The 15,190-nt window shown below is 52.8% G+C and carries 19 protein-coding genes; 10 read left to right on the forward strand and 9 right to left on the reverse strand.

Annotated features, from left to right (window positions below):
* Window positions 1-23: 23 nt before the first annotated feature.
* On the reverse strand, window positions 24-1,313 hold the full coding sequence (locus AB7M32_RS09195; protein WP_454249720.1) for a colicin-like pore-forming protein: 1,290 nt from the start codon (window positions 1,311-1,313) through the stop codon (window positions 24-26).
* Window positions 1,314-2,034: 721 nt separating this feature from the next.
* Between AB7M32_RS09195 and AB7M32_RS09200 the strand changes: the two genes are divergently transcribed.
* The 4 genes from AB7M32_RS09200 (at window position 2,035) to AB7M32_RS09215 (ending at window position 4,401) form a co-directional block, all read left to right on the forward strand.
* On the forward strand, window positions 2,035-2,400 hold the full coding sequence (locus tag AB7M32_RS09200; RefSeq protein ID WP_454249721.1) for a DUF6124 family protein: 366 nt from the start codon (window positions 2,035-2,037) through the stop codon (window positions 2,398-2,400).
* Between the two features lie 159 nt (window positions 2,401-2,559).
* The gene (locus AB7M32_RS09205; RefSeq protein ID WP_454249722.1) at window positions 2,560-2,994 is read left to right on the forward strand and encodes a GNAT family N-acetyltransferase; all 435 of its coding nucleotides are present in this window, start codon (window positions 2,560-2,562) and stop codon (window positions 2,992-2,994) included.
* 164 nt (window positions 2,995-3,158) lie between these two features.
* Window positions 3,159-3,644: a hypothetical protein gene (locus AB7M32_RS09210; RefSeq protein ID WP_454249723.1), complete on the forward strand. Its 486-nt coding sequence runs from the start codon at window positions 3,159-3,161 to the stop codon at window positions 3,642-3,644.
* 61 nt (window positions 3,645-3,705) lie between these two features.
* Entirely contained in the window at window positions 3,706-4,401 is a 696-nt protein-coding gene (locus tag AB7M32_RS09215) for a hypothetical protein (protein WP_072408049.1), read from the forward strand.
* 30 nt (window positions 4,402-4,431) lie between these two features.
* Here the strand turns inward: AB7M32_RS09215 and AB7M32_RS09220 are convergent, their stop codons facing one another.
* Entirely contained in the window at window positions 4,432-5,784 is a 1,353-nt protein-coding gene (locus AB7M32_RS09220; protein WP_454249724.1) for a PBS lyase, read from the reverse strand.
* A 188-nt stretch (window positions 5,785-5,972) separates the two neighbouring features.
* Here AB7M32_RS09220 and AB7M32_RS09225 point away from each other — a divergent pair, with 188 nt between their 5' ends.
* Complete coding sequence (locus tag AB7M32_RS09225) at window positions 5,973-6,197, forward strand: DUF6429 family protein (RefSeq protein WP_454249725.1); 225 nt, start codon at window positions 5,973-5,975, stop codon at window positions 6,195-6,197.
* A 246-nt stretch (window positions 6,198-6,443) separates the two neighbouring features.
* On the opposite strand, the gene AB7M32_RS09230 is transcribed toward AB7M32_RS09225, so the two are convergent.
* Together AB7M32_RS09230 and AB7M32_RS09235 are read right to left on the reverse strand one after the other, a co-directional pair.
* Window positions 6,444-6,776, reverse strand: a complete 333-nt coding sequence (locus tag AB7M32_RS09230) for a type II toxin-antitoxin system HicB family antitoxin (protein WP_072346904.1) — start codon at window positions 6,774-6,776, stop codon at window positions 6,444-6,446.
* Entirely contained in the window at window positions 6,773-7,000 is a 228-nt protein-coding gene (locus AB7M32_RS09235) for a type II toxin-antitoxin system HicA family toxin (protein ID WP_454249726.1), read from the reverse strand. The genes AB7M32_RS09230 and AB7M32_RS09235 overlap by 4 nt, the downstream gene beginning before the upstream one ends.
* 208 nt (window positions 7,001-7,208) lie before the next feature.
* Here AB7M32_RS09235 and AB7M32_RS09240 point away from each other — a divergent pair, with 208 nt between their 5' ends.
* Window positions 7,209-7,892, forward strand: coding sequence for a hypothetical protein (locus AB7M32_RS09240; RefSeq protein WP_454249727.1), 684 nt, complete (start codon window positions 7,209-7,211; stop codon window positions 7,890-7,892).
* A 119-nt stretch (window positions 7,893-8,011) separates the two neighbouring features.
* Here the strand turns inward: AB7M32_RS09240 and AB7M32_RS09245 are convergent, their stop codons facing one another.
* From AB7M32_RS09245 to AB7M32_RS09255, 3 genes are all read right to left on the reverse strand, one after another.
* The gene (locus AB7M32_RS09245; RefSeq protein WP_192261512.1) at window positions 8,012-8,272 is read right to left on the reverse strand and encodes a Rho-binding antiterminator; all 261 of its coding nucleotides are present in this window, start codon (window positions 8,270-8,272) and stop codon (window positions 8,012-8,014) included.
* An 84-nt stretch (window positions 8,273-8,356) separates the two neighbouring features.
* On the reverse strand, window positions 8,357-9,244 hold the full coding sequence (locus tag AB7M32_RS09250; RefSeq protein WP_454249728.1) for a dihydrodipicolinate synthase family protein: 888 nt from the start codon (window positions 9,242-9,244) through the stop codon (window positions 8,357-8,359).
* A 19-nt stretch (window positions 9,245-9,263) separates the two neighbouring features.
* A complete protein-coding gene (locus AB7M32_RS09255) occupies window positions 9,264-10,046 on the reverse strand; it encodes an aldolase (protein WP_053152480.1) in 783 nt (260 codons plus the stop codon).
* A gap of 150 nt (window positions 10,047-10,196) precedes the next feature.
* Here AB7M32_RS09255 and AB7M32_RS09260 point away from each other — a divergent pair, with 150 nt between their 5' ends.
* Window positions 10,197-10,763 (forward strand): helix-turn-helix domain-containing protein, encoded by a 567-nt coding sequence (locus AB7M32_RS09260; RefSeq protein WP_063322864.1) that lies wholly within the window; start codon window positions 10,197-10,199, stop codon window positions 10,761-10,763.
* A 498-nt stretch (window positions 10,764-11,261) separates the two neighbouring features.
* The gene (locus AB7M32_RS09265; RefSeq protein WP_454249729.1) at window positions 11,262-11,627 is read left to right on the forward strand and encodes a DUF6124 family protein; all 366 of its coding nucleotides are present in this window, start codon (window positions 11,262-11,264) and stop codon (window positions 11,625-11,627) included.
* Between the two features lie 109 nt (window positions 11,628-11,736).
* Here AB7M32_RS09265 and AB7M32_RS09270 read toward each other — a convergent pair whose 3' ends face one another.
* On the reverse strand, window positions 11,737-13,194 hold the full coding sequence (locus AB7M32_RS09270; protein ID WP_454249730.1) for an ATP-dependent nuclease: 1,458 nt from the start codon (window positions 13,192-13,194) through the stop codon (window positions 11,737-11,739).
* Window positions 13,191-14,375: a DUF262 domain-containing protein gene (locus AB7M32_RS09275; RefSeq protein ID WP_454249731.1), complete on the reverse strand. Its 1,185-nt coding sequence runs from the start codon at window positions 14,373-14,375 to the stop codon at window positions 13,191-13,193. The genes AB7M32_RS09270 and AB7M32_RS09275 overlap by 4 nt, the downstream gene beginning before the upstream one ends.
* A gap of 296 nt (window positions 14,376-14,671) precedes the next feature.
* Here AB7M32_RS09275 and AB7M32_RS09280 point away from each other — a divergent pair, with 296 nt between their 5' ends.
* Both AB7M32_RS09280 and AB7M32_RS09285 read left to right on the forward strand, forming a co-directional pair.
* Complete coding sequence (locus tag AB7M32_RS09280) at window positions 14,672-14,866, forward strand: hypothetical protein (RefSeq protein WP_454249732.1); 195 nt, start codon at window positions 14,672-14,674, stop codon at window positions 14,864-14,866.
* The gene (locus AB7M32_RS09285) at window positions 14,863-15,189 is read left to right on the forward strand and encodes a low molecular weight protein tyrosine phosphatase family protein (RefSeq protein WP_454249733.1); all 327 of its coding nucleotides are present in this window, start codon (window positions 14,863-14,865) and stop codon (window positions 15,187-15,189) included. Before AB7M32_RS09280 ends, AB7M32_RS09285 begins: the two co-directional genes overlap by 4 nt.
* The last annotated feature ends 1 nt before the right edge of the window (window position 15,190 follow it).

The following is a 15,190-nucleotide window of genomic DNA, read 5'->3' on the forward strand; positions in this document are numbered from 1 at the left end:
AAATAACGCCCATAAGAATATGTCTATGTGCCTAAAACATCCTTGTTGATTTTCTCTATTAGCTTTTCGTCAATATAAGCGCTTGTTGCTGCCATTAATGCAGCAAAGATAAGTATGCTAATTGGTGTTGTGGCTGCGATCCCAAATATTGCGGCAACTATGAAGGTTGCAGCTGCGCCTAAACTAATGACTTCCAGTTTGATCAGGAATGGCTTCCAATTGCCATTGTCCGCCGCCTTTACAAATTCTACTAGCAATTCTGCAAGGTCAACGCCTTTCGAAACCCCGCCCAGTCCTTTGCTGAAACGGGAAAGGTTCTTCGCTAGCGTCTCTTTGTCTAAAGAGTCTATCGCCCTGGCGATAGCCTCCCGATCTTGTTTTCCGATTTTTTTGTGAATTGAGTCTTTGTATTTGTTGAACGTGAGTATTGCTTCGTCAGCGGTTTTAATTTTATTGCTTTTAGCGCTCTCAGCTAACTCTTTAGCTAGGGCCGAGGTCTTCTCGCCAAATTTTTCCGTTACTTCTTTATAAAAATTAGTGACGAAAAGAATATCGTCCTTGATGTTGTCTGCTTCGATTTGCTTGTCTGCCTTCGCTTTGTCAGCATCGGCTTTCGCGTCGGCCGCTGCTTTATCGGCGATGGTTTTTGCAGCAGCCTCTGCAGCAGCCTTGTCGGCCGCTGCTTTTGCTGCGGCAGCTTTGGCCGTAGCAATACGAGCCTCAACAGCTTTTAGCTCTCTATTGAGAACAGTAGATTGTTCAGTTAGAAGAGAAATTTCTTCAGATAGTAATTTTGCATTAAAGGCCGCGGTGTACGAATTTGACCAAACCGCTTTAACTGTATTGAGTAGTTGCCGGGCGCGATATCGACTTGCAAGGTCGATCGGTGTTTTGTTGAGTGGGGATGACCCGTAAAAAGTATTGGCCGAATTGGTCTGGTGGGCTAGTTTGGTCGCTTTGTGCTTAATGAGTGCATCGCGTAATCCTATCTCTCGAATGATGGATTCGTTTGGAGGTAGAGCGATGAAATTGTTGCTGGTGCGAACGGAATTTAGTTCGGATTCTAATGCTTTTTTTAGGTTTTTATGTTTTTCAGAGTAGCTTTGTTGTATTTTTTTAGTTATGGCGTCATAATTTGCAAGTGCCCAATTATAAAGGGCTCCTTGAGGGCCTCTGCCAAATATACCGTCCTTTGTTGGACCTTCGCGATCAAATGTGCTGGACCCAAATCCATCCCCAGAGCCAAAGGGGCTTGCAATCGGGTCCCATTCATATGTTGTTATATGTATGGCTGGAAGATCTATTGATGTCATGTTTAATCCTTTAATGAGTGACTCACTGTCGGTTCAGTGTTTAAGTTGATAGGGCTTGCAGAGGGAGTGTAAATAGATAAAGGGGCGTAAAGGCCTACGTCGAGACCGGAAAATTATCCATTTAATGTGCCGCTCAGGAAGTTGTTTTATATTATTTATGGTGTGACTATTGGTCACCTCGCATCATGGTTGAAAGTGATTCTATTCTTAGGTTGAATATATAATGGCGGTGGGCCTGTTCGGCGTGGTATGTGTTAGCGAAGATTTCCTTGTGTTTGATTCGTTGCACAATCTCCAACCTTCGTGAGCAGAGAATCAAGCTGCTCTTATGCAGCGTGTTGGCCAAGGGAGGACATGCATCATTGTTTGAACGTCAGCCTTGACTGTCAGTCGTTGGTAGCCAGAACTTGCCAGCCCACGCTACCTTGCGCCTTTGCCTACAACTACGCCAGAATCCGCCGGCTTGTGCGCCTTGGGTTGCGTCGGTAGTTTGGGACCTGTCACTGCTCATCAGTGATCGGGTTTAGTCGCCCGTCGTTGCTAAGTCGCTCAAGCGTCCATCAGTCAGGTATCCCCATCCCTGCACTCGATGGTGGCTGTGCGCAGGGCGCCTCCGGGCGCGCCGATTTCTTAGCTCGTCGGTCGACTAACCTGCGTACAGCTGCCTCCCAATCGTTTAGTCGCGAGCGTGACGTAGCCCAACCCAAAGAGAGCTAAGGCTATGGTCAAAACTACACCGAATCCTCCAGTTACAGATACAGACGAACCCACATCACGTGCCCAATCGGCTCGCAACAAAAAGCTCGACGAAGCGGCCACTCGTGCCCTGGATTACTACCTGAAGCCCAAGCCTAAGGGCGAAACGTCTGACAAGTCCGACTCCATTTTACGGATTGACCCTGGGGTTTATTCTGAGTGTTTGCTGGCGAACCTCAGTGAGAATCTGGCGTCGGCGAATGCCATGATCAGCGATTTGGCGTTCGATCTGGATGGGTCTCGGCGGCATGTGGCGTTGGGGATTTTGCAGGTGATCGAGGTGAGTGAGCTGTTGGCGAATCGGGCGTTGGATATTGTTGAGGTGAGGTAGCCGAGGCGTTCGCCTCAATACAGGAAAGGTCTCGCACAGCTGGACCTTTCCTTGGACAAAGCGCTGCATGGGCGATCCCCACGCGAATCGGCGCAGCACCCTCCAAGCGGCTTCTGCTAGTCTGCTGGGCCAGCCAGGTAACACAGCAAGGCTCAATCAATGTTCAATATCCGTGTCATGACCATGGACGATTACGATGCAGTGATCGACCTCATGAGGCGTAGTCCAGGCGTCTCCTTCCGTGACGCTGACTCTCGTGAATCGACCGCGAAATACTTGGAACGAAATCCCGGGATGAGCTTCGTGGCTGAAGTCGGAGCCGTCCTCTGCGGTTGCGTCATGTGTGGACACGACGGCCGCAGAGGTTATCTGCAGCATTTGGTTGTTCTTCCCCAGTATCGGCGACAAGGCATAGCAAACGCGTTGGTCGAGCACTGCCTTTCGAGTCTTGAGAAACACGGAATACTTAAATGTCATCTCGACGTGTTCAAGACCAATCTAACAGCGGCCAACTATTGGCATAGCCAAGGCTGGCAGCTCAGGTCTGATATCGATCGGTATTCGTTTACCCGATCGGATAATGAGAACGTGTGAGCGGTACCTGGCCTGTGAGGGCGGTTTAGTCCTGTTACTCCAAACAATGGATATTGTTGAGGTGAGGTAGCCAAGGCGCTTGCCTCCGGACAGGAAAGGTCAACTCAAGTTGCCGGATCACACGCCGATAAGTTGCGGACGAATTTCATACGAAGGACCGGAGCATGTTTTACCCACGTGAAGCTGAAAAAGATCAACTCTATAACCGAATAGTCCTGCTTACCGTTGCGTGCTGTGTGCTGCTGTTCCTGGCCTCCCTGGCGAAACACTCCGGGTCCATTTATGGGGCGATCCGGTGGAGCGCTGTCGAGGTAAAAGGCACCGTGACGCAACTGGAAAGCATCCCGATGAATGCTAACGGCATCATCATTCACTACCGGTATGTCGACAGTGATCAACAAGTTCATGAAGACGAATACGGGGACCAACGCTATAACGAACATGATCAGTACGAGGTAGGGGGCGACGTTCCGCTGCTCTACTCACGTTGGTTTCCGCAAATCAGCAGTATCGCCACCGAGCTTCACACGTATCGCTCCGGCTTTTTCATCATGGCTGGCGGAGTCGTGCTGACATTGGTATTCCTCGGGATTTCCTTCGTAACCTTCGGAAGGATTTATCGCATGAAGGAAGAAGACCGCTTCTATTGAAACGGTTGTCGGTCATGGCGCCCAGAGCCCCCATTCATCCAGGTAATCGGTTTCCCCACCCATGAAAAAGTTGATGCTCGCGTTGCTTTCGCTCGTTCTGCTTTCCGGCTGTGTAACCAAGTCTTTGAGTGTTGAGGATCGCCACCAGATCAAAACGATCAAGATCCTTCCTGTGTACTTTGCGGTAGAAAACTTCAAGTACACGAGCATGACGCAAGCGTGGGGTGCAGGCCTGGGTGCCGGAGCAGGCGCAGCGACTGGCATGGCCGCCGGGGCATCGAACGCCGGCACGAGCGCATTGGCGGGCGCCGGTTCGGTTGCGGGCACCAAGGCGGCCGACGGCGCGACGGCGGATATTTCCCAGGCGATTCTGAACAACATGCAAGCCCACGGTATCGATGTGGGCAAACTGGTGCGTGAAAGCTTCGAGAGGCGTATCAAGCAAGAAGGGCTGTTCATCATCGTGGCGGAAGGCGAGAGAGCGGACGCCGACGTTGAAATCATGGTCATGCAGTGGGGGCTTAGCCTGAAAAACTACAGCTCCGTGCTTTACCCAGTCATCGGCGTCAACGGATTCATGAAACGTAGCGGTACTTCGGTTTGGCGCAACTTCAATACCATTTCGCCATTCAATGAAAACAACACCCTCGCTTACACCCCTGAGCAGTACGCCACCGATCCTGAAGCGCTGCGGGCGGCGTTTTCCCGGGTGTCTGATTTGGCTGTAGGTAAGCTGATAGAAGATCTGAAGCAATAAAGGTTCAGGCAAACCGGATTCTTAGGTTCCTTAAACAACCCGGGCAACGTTATTGCTATCGATAAGACCGCGCACAGCCAGCGCTCGGAGTCGCTCCGTGAGCTCTGCTCGCTCAGCCTTTGACGTGATGGGATCGACCATCTGATATTGGCGATCACACCACATATTCAACTGGCGCAGCCAAAAGGCTTGCAACGCCGGTTCTGCGTCCAGCCGAGCCAGTAAGTAAGCAGCCTGCTGCCATAGCGGCCGCAGATGGAGTATTGCGCTTCGGCGCATTGCCGAAAGGTCATGCCAATCCCGGTCTAACTTGGCATCCAGCCCGGCCTTCACCAAAGCCCATGGTTGTTTGTTCAGACGAGCGATTGCTGCGGTAAAAACCTTATCTGATGGGTCATCAAGCGCTCTGAACAGTTCGGGCAGTTGGCTATCGGGGGCTGCGATGACAGCGGCATGCCTCACCGTTGAATAAGTGGAATGCAGCGCTTCCTTTAGCCACTGCGGCTCCAGTTCGATGCTGAGTTCCGCTGCAAGGCCAAGTACCCCCAGCCAGTCGCGCTTTCGGATGGGCAAATCCTGCTTCAGCCGGTCAGACAGGACCGCAGCGGCGTCGACTTTGCTGCTTGGCGCGGCCCAGCGCGCCAGGTTACGAATCGAGGGTGACGCGTCGAGCAACGCCTCACATAAAACAGGCCTCGGATCGTCAAGCAAAGGAAGCAGCGCACGTAGCACGCAAACGCGGAATTTGGCACCGGGTTGAGACAGGGCTTCGATCAGCAATAGCCGAGTTTGGACGACCGGCAATGCCTGACAGGCAGGCACAGCCATCAAGCGTACGGTCACTTCACGATGGGCGAGGGCACTGCGTAGAAGCGCTTCAGGGGCAGGATCACTCTCAAGCAAAAGCTCGAACAAATAGCGGGCCGCTTTACCCTGTCGCGTCAGGAAATTTGCGTGGACCTCGTCTCGGATAACAGGCGACTGCAAAGCAGCACGTGCGGCATGGAGCGTCTTGCCATGGTCGGCTCTGCGCCGCGCCGCTAGAGCAATGAGGGGCTCCACTGCAAACAGCAATGCTTGGAGATGGGAGGGCGACAGGTAGTGTTCCAGGCCTGCCGTGGCTAAATCGCGAATTTGCGGAACCCAATCATTCAGCCGGTCTATCAAGGCCACTAAGGCTTCAGGGGACGGATGACTGCACAGCTCTCTAACCGCGATTTCCCGCACGAAACCGTTGTAATGGCAACTGAGTTCTATCCACGTAGTGTCAGTCCCTACGCTCGCGAGCACTTCCAACGCTTCGTTGCGCCGGTGATCGGCCCAAGTGGAAGTGGGCGTTTGCTTGTTTTTCAACCTGTCCAGCCATGATTGTATTGCGCTCACGTTCCAGTCCTTTGTATGAAAATGCCACCAGCATAAGCCGACGACAGCGGCGCAGCCAGATCCTCAACCGATCCAGCTCTACTTCGTTCCGGATAGCTAAACTCACTGCTTATCTTTAACTGGATGGGGTTTAGAGAGCGCTGTGCATAATTCAGCGCTAACGGTTAAACACGAGCGGAGCAGCGACCATGAATTACGACGACAAATTGATAGAAGAAGCTGTGCTTGCCTTGTTGGCAGCCTTCAGTTCCGACGATGGCAATGCCTGGAAAGGTTTCGACTTCGAAGTCATGAACCGATTGCATGAACAAGGTCTCATCAGCGATCCAGTAAACAGGAACAAATCGATCTGGTTGACGGCTGAAGGGCTAGAGCGAGGTCGGCAGCTTGCCGAGCGGTTGTTTGGAAAATAGACTTGAGGGTGCGCGGCGCCCCGTGATGCTGGAAAGCCACGGCATAATGCAGTGATCAGTGATCAGTGATCAGTGATCAGTGATCTGGTTCGATCTGGATGGTTCGTGGCGGCATGTGGCGAATGAACCGTTGGCGAATCGGGCGTTGGATATTGTCGAGGTGAGATAGCGGGCCGGCGGCGCTCAACAACAAGAAAAAGGTCTTGCTCAGCAAGACCTTTTTTCAATCACCCCGTGTATCTAACGTCAGACGTGCGCTGCGCGCTCAAACACCTCATCAGCCCACTGGTTCAGGCTTTTGCCGGCGGTTTGGGCTGCAATGGTAGCGGCAGCGTGCACTTCAGGACGAATGCGTAGCATCACCTTGCCGGAGGCAGGCTTCTCAGGGCTGACGCCTTGCTCGGCACAGTCCGCCAGGTAATCCTCAACAGCACTGGCAAACTCCGCTCGTAGCTCGGTCACGGAATCGGCGTGAAAACTGATGATGTCACGCACACCCAGAATTCGACCGACGAAGATGTCGTCACGCTCATCGAACTCAATTCGGGCTGTGTAGCCCTTATAAGTCATGCTGTTCATAGCTCAACTCCTGCCCGCTGGAGAAATTCGCGAGCCTCTTCTACCTGATATTTCTTGGCTTCTTTCCCAGGGTGTGGCCGATGGCAACGCCATTGAGCCTCCCCTAGGATCAGCTTGACCCGAGAACCTTCACGCTCCAGCACTTGGCCACCCAGATGAACGACCAAGGCTTCAATGTCAGCAAACACTGTCGCCGCACTCGTTGGCGTGCGTGAACGCTTCAAGGGTTTTCCGGTGTCTGTTTTTCATGCATCTGAGTGCTACCAAAAAAAGATAACACTCTCTAGCCCGCTCGGCGCGTTGCCACTCTCAGCATTTTGTCCCCCGTGCTCTTTAGTGCCGTGGCTTCTCTCTACACGCGAAGCTGGAAAACTCGCTGCTCGACCGGGAGTCATTTAATATCTCGACCTCGTCCAATACGTGGTCTCGTCTATGCAGTCTCTCGAAAATACGCTGCTGTCTTACGCCACACAGCACTTGCCATCACTTCCCCAGACCTATACCTGGACGTTCGATACCGCTCTCGTCCACGACTCATTCAAATGGGAGATCGATGGCTCGAACTGGTACGAAAAAGCGCGCGCCCTGAAGCGACATGTCGCTCAGGAATGGACCACGTCGCCCGAACAACGAATGGCCCTCGCAAACTACGCGGTGCGTGTGTGGGGAGGTATTGGGGGAAATAAGCTCGCAACGATGCAAGGCTACGTTCAGACCGTGTCACAGGGGCGGGTGCCGGACAAGCACAACGGCATCGCCTCATGGTCGAAGGTGGCGGCATTCTCGAATCCAACCGAACACGCCATCTTCGATGCGCGGGTTGCATTTTCCCTGAACGTTCTACAGATACTTCACAGCGATGAGCAACGCTGGTGGTTTCCGCATTTGGCGGGTCGAAACACCCACCTCAATGCCTGCTGGCCCCGCTTGAAAACCCAGGCGCGTGAACAGGGCTGGATTCGAATTGCAACGACCGATGTCTACCCGACCTACATCGAGTTGCTGGTGAACGTCTCCCGAAAACTGGATGTGGAGATCGGTGACGTGGAGATGCTGCTCTTTTCGAAAGCGGAAGATTTTGCCGGGGCGTTCAACGAGGCCTATCCTCCGTCCTGACGACCAAAGCCCCCCGGCCCTTATCAAAAGGGGACGGCAGGCAGTTCCCCCGTGGCGAGGGAGCTTGCTCCCGCTGGGCTGCGCAGCAGCCCCAAAACCTCCCCTCCCGGCAGACTCCGCTACGCCAGCACAACCCGACCAAACCTGGCGTTGTCATCCTGCGGCGTAATCGCCAGCAACTGATCAAGGCGAATCTCTCGGCGACCTTCCGCAGTTTCCACATCAAGAAACTCCTCCCGCGTGGTGGCGGTGCGCGTGGTGATCGCACGGGCGGTCAGGCGTTGGCCGTCAGTCAGTTCGATGTCCAGCGTGTAGCCATACAGGCAGGCGATCTCCAAGTAATCATGCAGGTCGCAGTTCAACGGTTGATAGGTCTTCATCTCAAGTGACCCCCAAGGGAGCGAGCGGACAGGTTAGGGCGCTACCTGTCCGTCGCAAGATTAGAACTCAGCGCTCTTCGCGAATCAGAGCAGTTGCTTCAACATAGTCTGCAGTTGCTCGTTACGGGCGTCATCCAGTGGAAAAACCGGCAGCCGTGGGTCGCCAACCTCCAGGCCAAGAGTTCGCAAACCGGCCTTGATGGTGGCGGGCAAACCGCCCTTGAGGATGAAGTCCAGCAGCGGCAATTGACGATAGAACAACGCCCGGGCCTGGCTCAGGTCGTTGGCCAGGACAGCGGCGTACAGGTCGAGGTTGAGCTGCGGGATCAGGTTCGGCGCGGCAGTGCACCAGCCCTTGGCGCCGGCCGCGAAGGCCTCCAGCGCCAGTGGGTTGCAACCGTTGTAGAACGGCACCTGGCCTTCACCCAGCAACTGCAGCTTGTGCATGCGCTGAATGTCGCCAGTGCTTTCCTTGACCATGGTGACGTTATCCACCGTGTTGAAAATCCGCAGGATCAGCTCCACCGACATGTCGATGCCGCTGGTGGCGGGGTTGTTGTAGAGCATGATGGGCAGGTCGATGCTGGTGCCGATGGCCTGGTAGTGCGCGAGGATTTCCGCCTCGCTCAGTTTCCAGTACGAGGCCGGCAACACCATCACCACATCGGCGCCCTTCGCCTGGGCAAAACGTGCGCGGCGTACCGCCTTGGCGGTGGTCAGGTCAGACACGCTGACCACGGTCGGCACCCGGCCGGCGACGCGGGCGATGCTGAACTCGCTGACCTGGTCCCACTCGGCGTCGCTCAGATAGGCGCCTTCACCGGTGCTGCCCAGGGGCGCGATGGCATGCACGCCGCTGTCGATTAGACGGTCGATGGACCGGCCCAGTGCGTCCAGGTCCAAGCCCTGGCCGTCGGTGGAGAAGGGCGTGATGGTGTAGCCGATGATGCCGTGGATGTTGGGGGTAGACATGGCTTCGCTCCTGGTGGGTTCAGTTCAAGCAATCGGCGTGTTGGCGCAGGGTCTGCCGGGCGTAGTAGTTGAAGGCGGCCGCGTGGCGCTTGGGGCGGGCGATCCAGTCGTGGGCTTCGCGGCCCAGGTGAGGCAGGATCGGTTTCACCTCGCCGGCGGCCATGGCCAGCAATTGCAGCTTCGCGGCGCGTTCGATCAGTTGGGCGATGTTGCAGGCTTCTTCCACGGTGGCGCCGGTGGACAACTGGCCGTGGTGGGAAAGCAGGATCGCGCGCTTATCACCCAAGGCACCGGCGATCAATTCGCCTTCCTCGTTGCCCACCGGCACCCCCGGCCAGCCCTCCAGAAAGGCGCAGTCGTCGTACAGTGGACAGAGGTCCATGTGAGAAATCTGCAGCGGCACTTCCAGCATCGACAACGCGGCGATGTGGGTCGGGTGGGTGTGAATGATGCAATTCACATCCGGCCGGGCGCGGTAGACCCAAGTGTGAAAGCGGTTGGCCGGGTTGGGCATGCCATGGCCCTCCAGCACCTCGAGGTCTTCATTGACCAGCAACAGGTTACCGGCGGTGATTTCATCGAAGCCCAGGCCCAATTGCTGGGTGTAATAGGTGCCCGGTTGCGGCCCGCGCGCGGTAATCTGCCCCGCCAGCCCTGAGTCGTGACCGTTCTCGAACAGGATGCGGCAGGTCAGGGCCAGCTTTTGTCGTACAGTCCACGTATTATCCGGCAGTGTTTTCTGCATCTGGTTAACAGCATGCTGGACCAACTGGTCCTTGGGCGTCGCCAGTGTCTTGCTCATATCCGTTCTCCTGATTCGTTCTTTGACCGTTCTTGATCCGCGTCATGGAAGCTGTGAAAGGAAGGTGCTAATGACACTAAATAGACTATATGACACAAAGTGTCATTTGCAATCGCAGATTGTCCGTTTCTCTGGAAATGTTGGTTACCTATGTCCATTCGCTTGAAATTGCTCAGGAAAAAACTCGGCATGACACTGGACGTCCTGGCCGAAAAAACCGGGATGACCAAGAGCTACCTGTCCAAGGTGGAACGGGGCTTGAGCACGCCCTCCATCGCCACGGCGCTCAAGCTCGCCAAGGCCCTGAGCGTGAAAGTTGAGGAGCTATTCTCCGAAGAAAACGTCTCCCTCGACAGCTACAGCCTGGTGCGCAGCGAAGACCGCCAATCCCTCGCGGCAAGCAGCGGCAGCTCCGAATACGCGGTACTGGCCCATCAAGTGTCCGAGCGCAGCCTGCTGCCCTTCATCCTCTACCCGGCCGCCGAATTCACGGCCCATCACGCGTTCAAGGAACACACCGGAGAGGAGTTCCTGTTCGTGCACGAGGGCCAGGTGGAAGTGGACTTCATGAACGAGCGCGTGCTGCTGAACCGCGGCGATGCCCTGCATTTCAATGCGCAGAAACCCCATCGGCTGCGTTCGGTGGGGGATGTGCAGGCGCAGTTGCTGGTGGTGGTGCACAGCGATGAGTCGTCGGAGAAGGGCGAGGGCGCCTAGTGGCTCCAATCGCAGGTAACCAACGTGGCGAGGGAGCTTGCTCCCGCTGGGCTGCGCAGCAGCCCCCTCCTATGAACGCCTCGCCACAGCTCTTCCGACAGCCTCAATTGAACGGCATCGGACCTCTGCTCAGACCAGTCGAGCGGCGTCTGTCAGTACAGACCGACAGACAACGGCGACGAAGGCCCGCCAAGCCACAGCGCCTTGCGCCTTTGCCTACAACTACGCCAGAATCCGCCGGCTTGTGCGCCTGGGGTTGCGTCGGTAGTTTTGGACCTGTCACTGATTGTCAGTGATCGGGTTTAGCAGCTCGCTGAGTTAAGTCGCACAACGCGTCATCAGACAGGAATCCCCATTCCTGCACTTGATGGTGGCTGTGCGCAGGGCGTCCTCGGACGCGCCGATTTCTTAACTCGTCGGTCTGCTAACCTGCGTACAGCTGCCTCCCAATTCGTTTAGCAGCGAACGGGTCGTGGCCTCAACCAGAGAGTTAAGACCATGGTCAAAATTACACCGAACCCTCCAGTTACAGATTCAGACGAACCCACATCCCGTGCTCAGTCTGCCCGCAACAAGAAAATCGACGACGCTGCCACACGAGCGTTGGATTACTACCTGAAGCCTAAGCCTAAGAACGAAACATCTGACAAGTCGGACTCCATTTTTCGGATTGATCCGGGTGTGGATTCTGAGTGTTTGCTTGCGAATCTCAGTGAGAATCTGGCTTCGGCTAATGCCATGATCAATGATTTGGCGTTTGATTTGGATGGTTCGAGGCGGCGGGTTGCGTTGGGGATTTTGCAGGTGATTGAGGTGAGTGAGCTGTTGGCGAATCGGGCTTTGGATATTGTTGAGGGGAGATAGGTGGGTGAGCCCAACCTTTCAAGAACATCTGTAAAAGGGCAGATTCACTTGTCGAACTGGTAAGTGAATCTGCCTATAATCTAAACGTGAATTTTATTGATTCAATCTATTACTGAAGCGATTGCTTGGCTTTCTTGATAAAAGCAGTCAGGAGCTGGGGGTTGTCATCGATCCACATTTCACAGACTGATGAAAATAAGCGATTGAAATCTATTCCTAGTGTAGCGCTAACGGAGTGAAAATAGTCGTGAAAGTCTTTGCCAGCAGCTACTGTTTTTGCCTGTACAATTCGCGGTTCGGAAGTCATTAATGATGTGGCAATTATTTTAGATGGTTTGGACTTAAAATAACCCATCATTATTTCATCAGGAGCTTTATCACCAGGCAGGAAAAAGTACTTTTCACCATTAGTGGGCAGCGTTTTCTCGCGACAGTCACCATCATATAGCCCTACGAAATTCCAGCCTTTATGAGGGAAGGTCAAGCGTTTTAGGTCGGTGGTAATTTCACTTTCTGATCCAGATTTGTGATAGTAGAAACTGTCAACAGAGAGGTCTTCAGCCTTATTGAATAAAGCTTTCGCAAAAAGTATTCCACCGACATCCTCTAGGAAAATCATACCGATTTTAGGAGTTACTAGACCCAAGCTATCCATGTGGGTGATGATTCCGCCTGAAACTGGGTAAGTACGTACTCCATCTTCAGTGCGTAAGACAAGATGCATGCGGGAGGTTGGCATGCGGCGCAAAATGTGTTCGGAGTGCGTAGATAGGACTAAGCTAGTGCCTTGTTTAGCGCAGGTCATGGCAATGAGGTTTGCTAAACGGTCTTGACTCGCAGGAGGCAAAAAGCTTTCAGGCTCTTCAATAATAAGGATCTTACAACCCTCAACTCTATCGATGTAGCCAATGAGCCACCAAAAATAAAATAGTGAAAGCTCTCCCATTCCCATCGCTGAACTATTGTAAGTTACTCCTGCAGATTCAACGCAAAAATAGGGGAATGCTGGATAATCAGAAAACTCTTCTTCAATATTGGTTACGGTAACTTTTGTATATTCATTGCCTGTTAGGTAATTTAGGGTTTTTAAGTCTTCTTCAGAAGCAATGTTTTGACCGTGCTGTTCTAGTAGTTCTAGGATGTTACTTTGTTCTAATAGCATCTGTTGGAATAGAGGTATTAATGTGCACGGATCAAACATGAAAGATGTAGCGCCGAGAGACGCTTGCTCTATGGGAACAGATGCGGCCGGTTCTAGGGCTTTTATTAACGGCTTCTTATTGACTTCCAGAGCTAATTCAATTTTTGCCTTGTTTATCATTGGAGTATCGAACGGGGCTCGATTGCTCCCTTCAGCAATTAAGCAGTTATAAATTAATCTCACTAAATTGCTTTTTCCTACTCCGTTCCTCCCTATAAATATATTTATGCCACCGGAAAGTTGGATTTCCAGATTGTCAAATACTTCATGTTCAATGAATTTTAAATGGTTTAGACTAACCCCGTAGTGGCGTCGCGAGAGATCCTTCCAGTAGTCATTTATTTTTGCTTCCTTCAGTGTCGTCACAGCACGTCCCCCCAACGCAGATCTTTAGCGATTTTGGATAGGGATGCCTCACTAAAACTAATATCCTTTTGAGAGCTGAGATAGTGGAATTGTAAGTTTAATTGCGATAAGTCGCTATTTTGCGGAGTTGTGGCCTGGTGGAATAGGGCGTATGCGCCCCATAATATTATGTCTCGTAATATTACCGAGCTGGTATCGGCTACGCGAGAACTAGCGCGGTCTTGATAAATTTGAATAGTCTTTACTAAAAAGGTCTGCGTTATGCCATTAGGTATTAGCTCTTTCCCAATTACTCCTTCATGGTTTTCTCGCAAGGTTTCGAATTGGTCGTAAAAACTAATAACGGTGTCTACGTTGATGTTTTCATTTAGCGCCTTGTAAATAAATATTAACCACGATGAAATTGTGGCCTTGTTTAACTTGCTGGCGCTGTTGCGGTTTTCCAGGCATTCAAAAAGCAGTCTAAGACATTCCACAGCTCTTGATGTTATTTCCTCGGAAAAACCAGTGGATTCTCTATACCTGCTCGTTACGGTGTTGGCAGTTATTTTTTTTGTCAGGGTTTTGCTTTCGAGAGTTAGTAGGAATTTTGCAAGTATGTCGTCATACGCCATGCGAGAGTTAGAGAAGCCCATTAGCTCTCGACTAAAACCTCCTTCCTCCATGTGCTCGGTGAGATTTTTTATTTGTTGACGTGCTTCGCCAAAGTAAGCATTTCGTTGTTCGGCAGATGTTAAGTTTGTAGGTTGATTTAAGCGGTAGAAAAGTTCGCCCGGTTCGCGTGGTTTATAATCTGAGATGGTAAGAACTCTAATGGTGAAGTCTTCGAATTTTCCTCTGATTTCTTCACTTAAGTCGCTCCAAAATAATCCATCAAGCTCCGCTATGAATTTCTCCAGTGGCTCTTGCTCACCATTTATAGGGAAACCGTCTTGCATGAAGTCTCTTATCGCGGCTAAACGTTGCTGGCCATCGAGTACTTCCTGGCGCTCGCTGTTAGGCACCTGAATAACGTGTATAGGGGGGATATGCCAACCTCTTAAAACGCTATCGACTAATCGCTGTTTTTTTCCTTTACCCCAAACTTCGCCCCTTTGGAAGTTGGGTTGAAGGTCGAGCCTATCTGCACGAATTTTTCGATATAGGGTCGCGATATCTGGGTCCGATGGAGTTAAATGCATTTCTAGTCCTTTATTTTCAGCATGGGGGTAAAGAGGCGATCCACGCTACCAAAATTTTCTTAGTGGCAAAAGGCTAGCTGGAAGTTTATTTGTCGATGGCACTTGGGGTACTCGTTCCTAGGCTCCAATAGATAGGAAAAGGGGGGTTATTTTCTTTGCCAAATCGATAGCCATTACGGCCCCACAACCACAGCTATCCAACCCCGCCCACTCTCGCCACAACCCCAATTCACGCTTACCATCCCGCCACCTCGTATTACCGCGGCTGCTGAACCCGGTACTCACGAAGAAACAATATGGAAAGAACCCGTAGCTGGAGACGCGCGCAATCCCACAAGCACAATGGACGCGGAGCGGTCAGCCCGCAGGGCTCCAAACCAGAAAAGAACTGGAAGCTGATGTACACCCGTGCGGACAAGCTGCACCGGGCGTGTCAGCTCGGTATGAGCTATCCCATCCGCACCACCCGCCAACTGTTGGATCAAGAGTGACTAATCTCCTGTTCGTTTGCAGTCGTAACCAATGGCGCAGCCCTACCGGGGAGGCGATCTGGCGGCGACGTCCTGGTTTCAGCACTCGTTCGGCGGGCACCAGCCCGAACGCACGCAAACCTATCGGCCCAGCGGATATCCGTTGGGCCGATGTCATTTTTGTGATGGAGCGCAAGCACGAGCATCGTCTACGGGCAGAGTACGCTCGGCTGCTTGAGCACAAGCAGCTGCATGTTCTGGATATTCCCGATGACTATCGCTTCATGGACCCGGAGCTGGTGGACATGCTTGAGCGAGAGGTAACGGCGTGCCTGTGTATTTGAG

This window comes from Pseudomonas sp. R151218B TE3479, assembly GCF_053629195.1.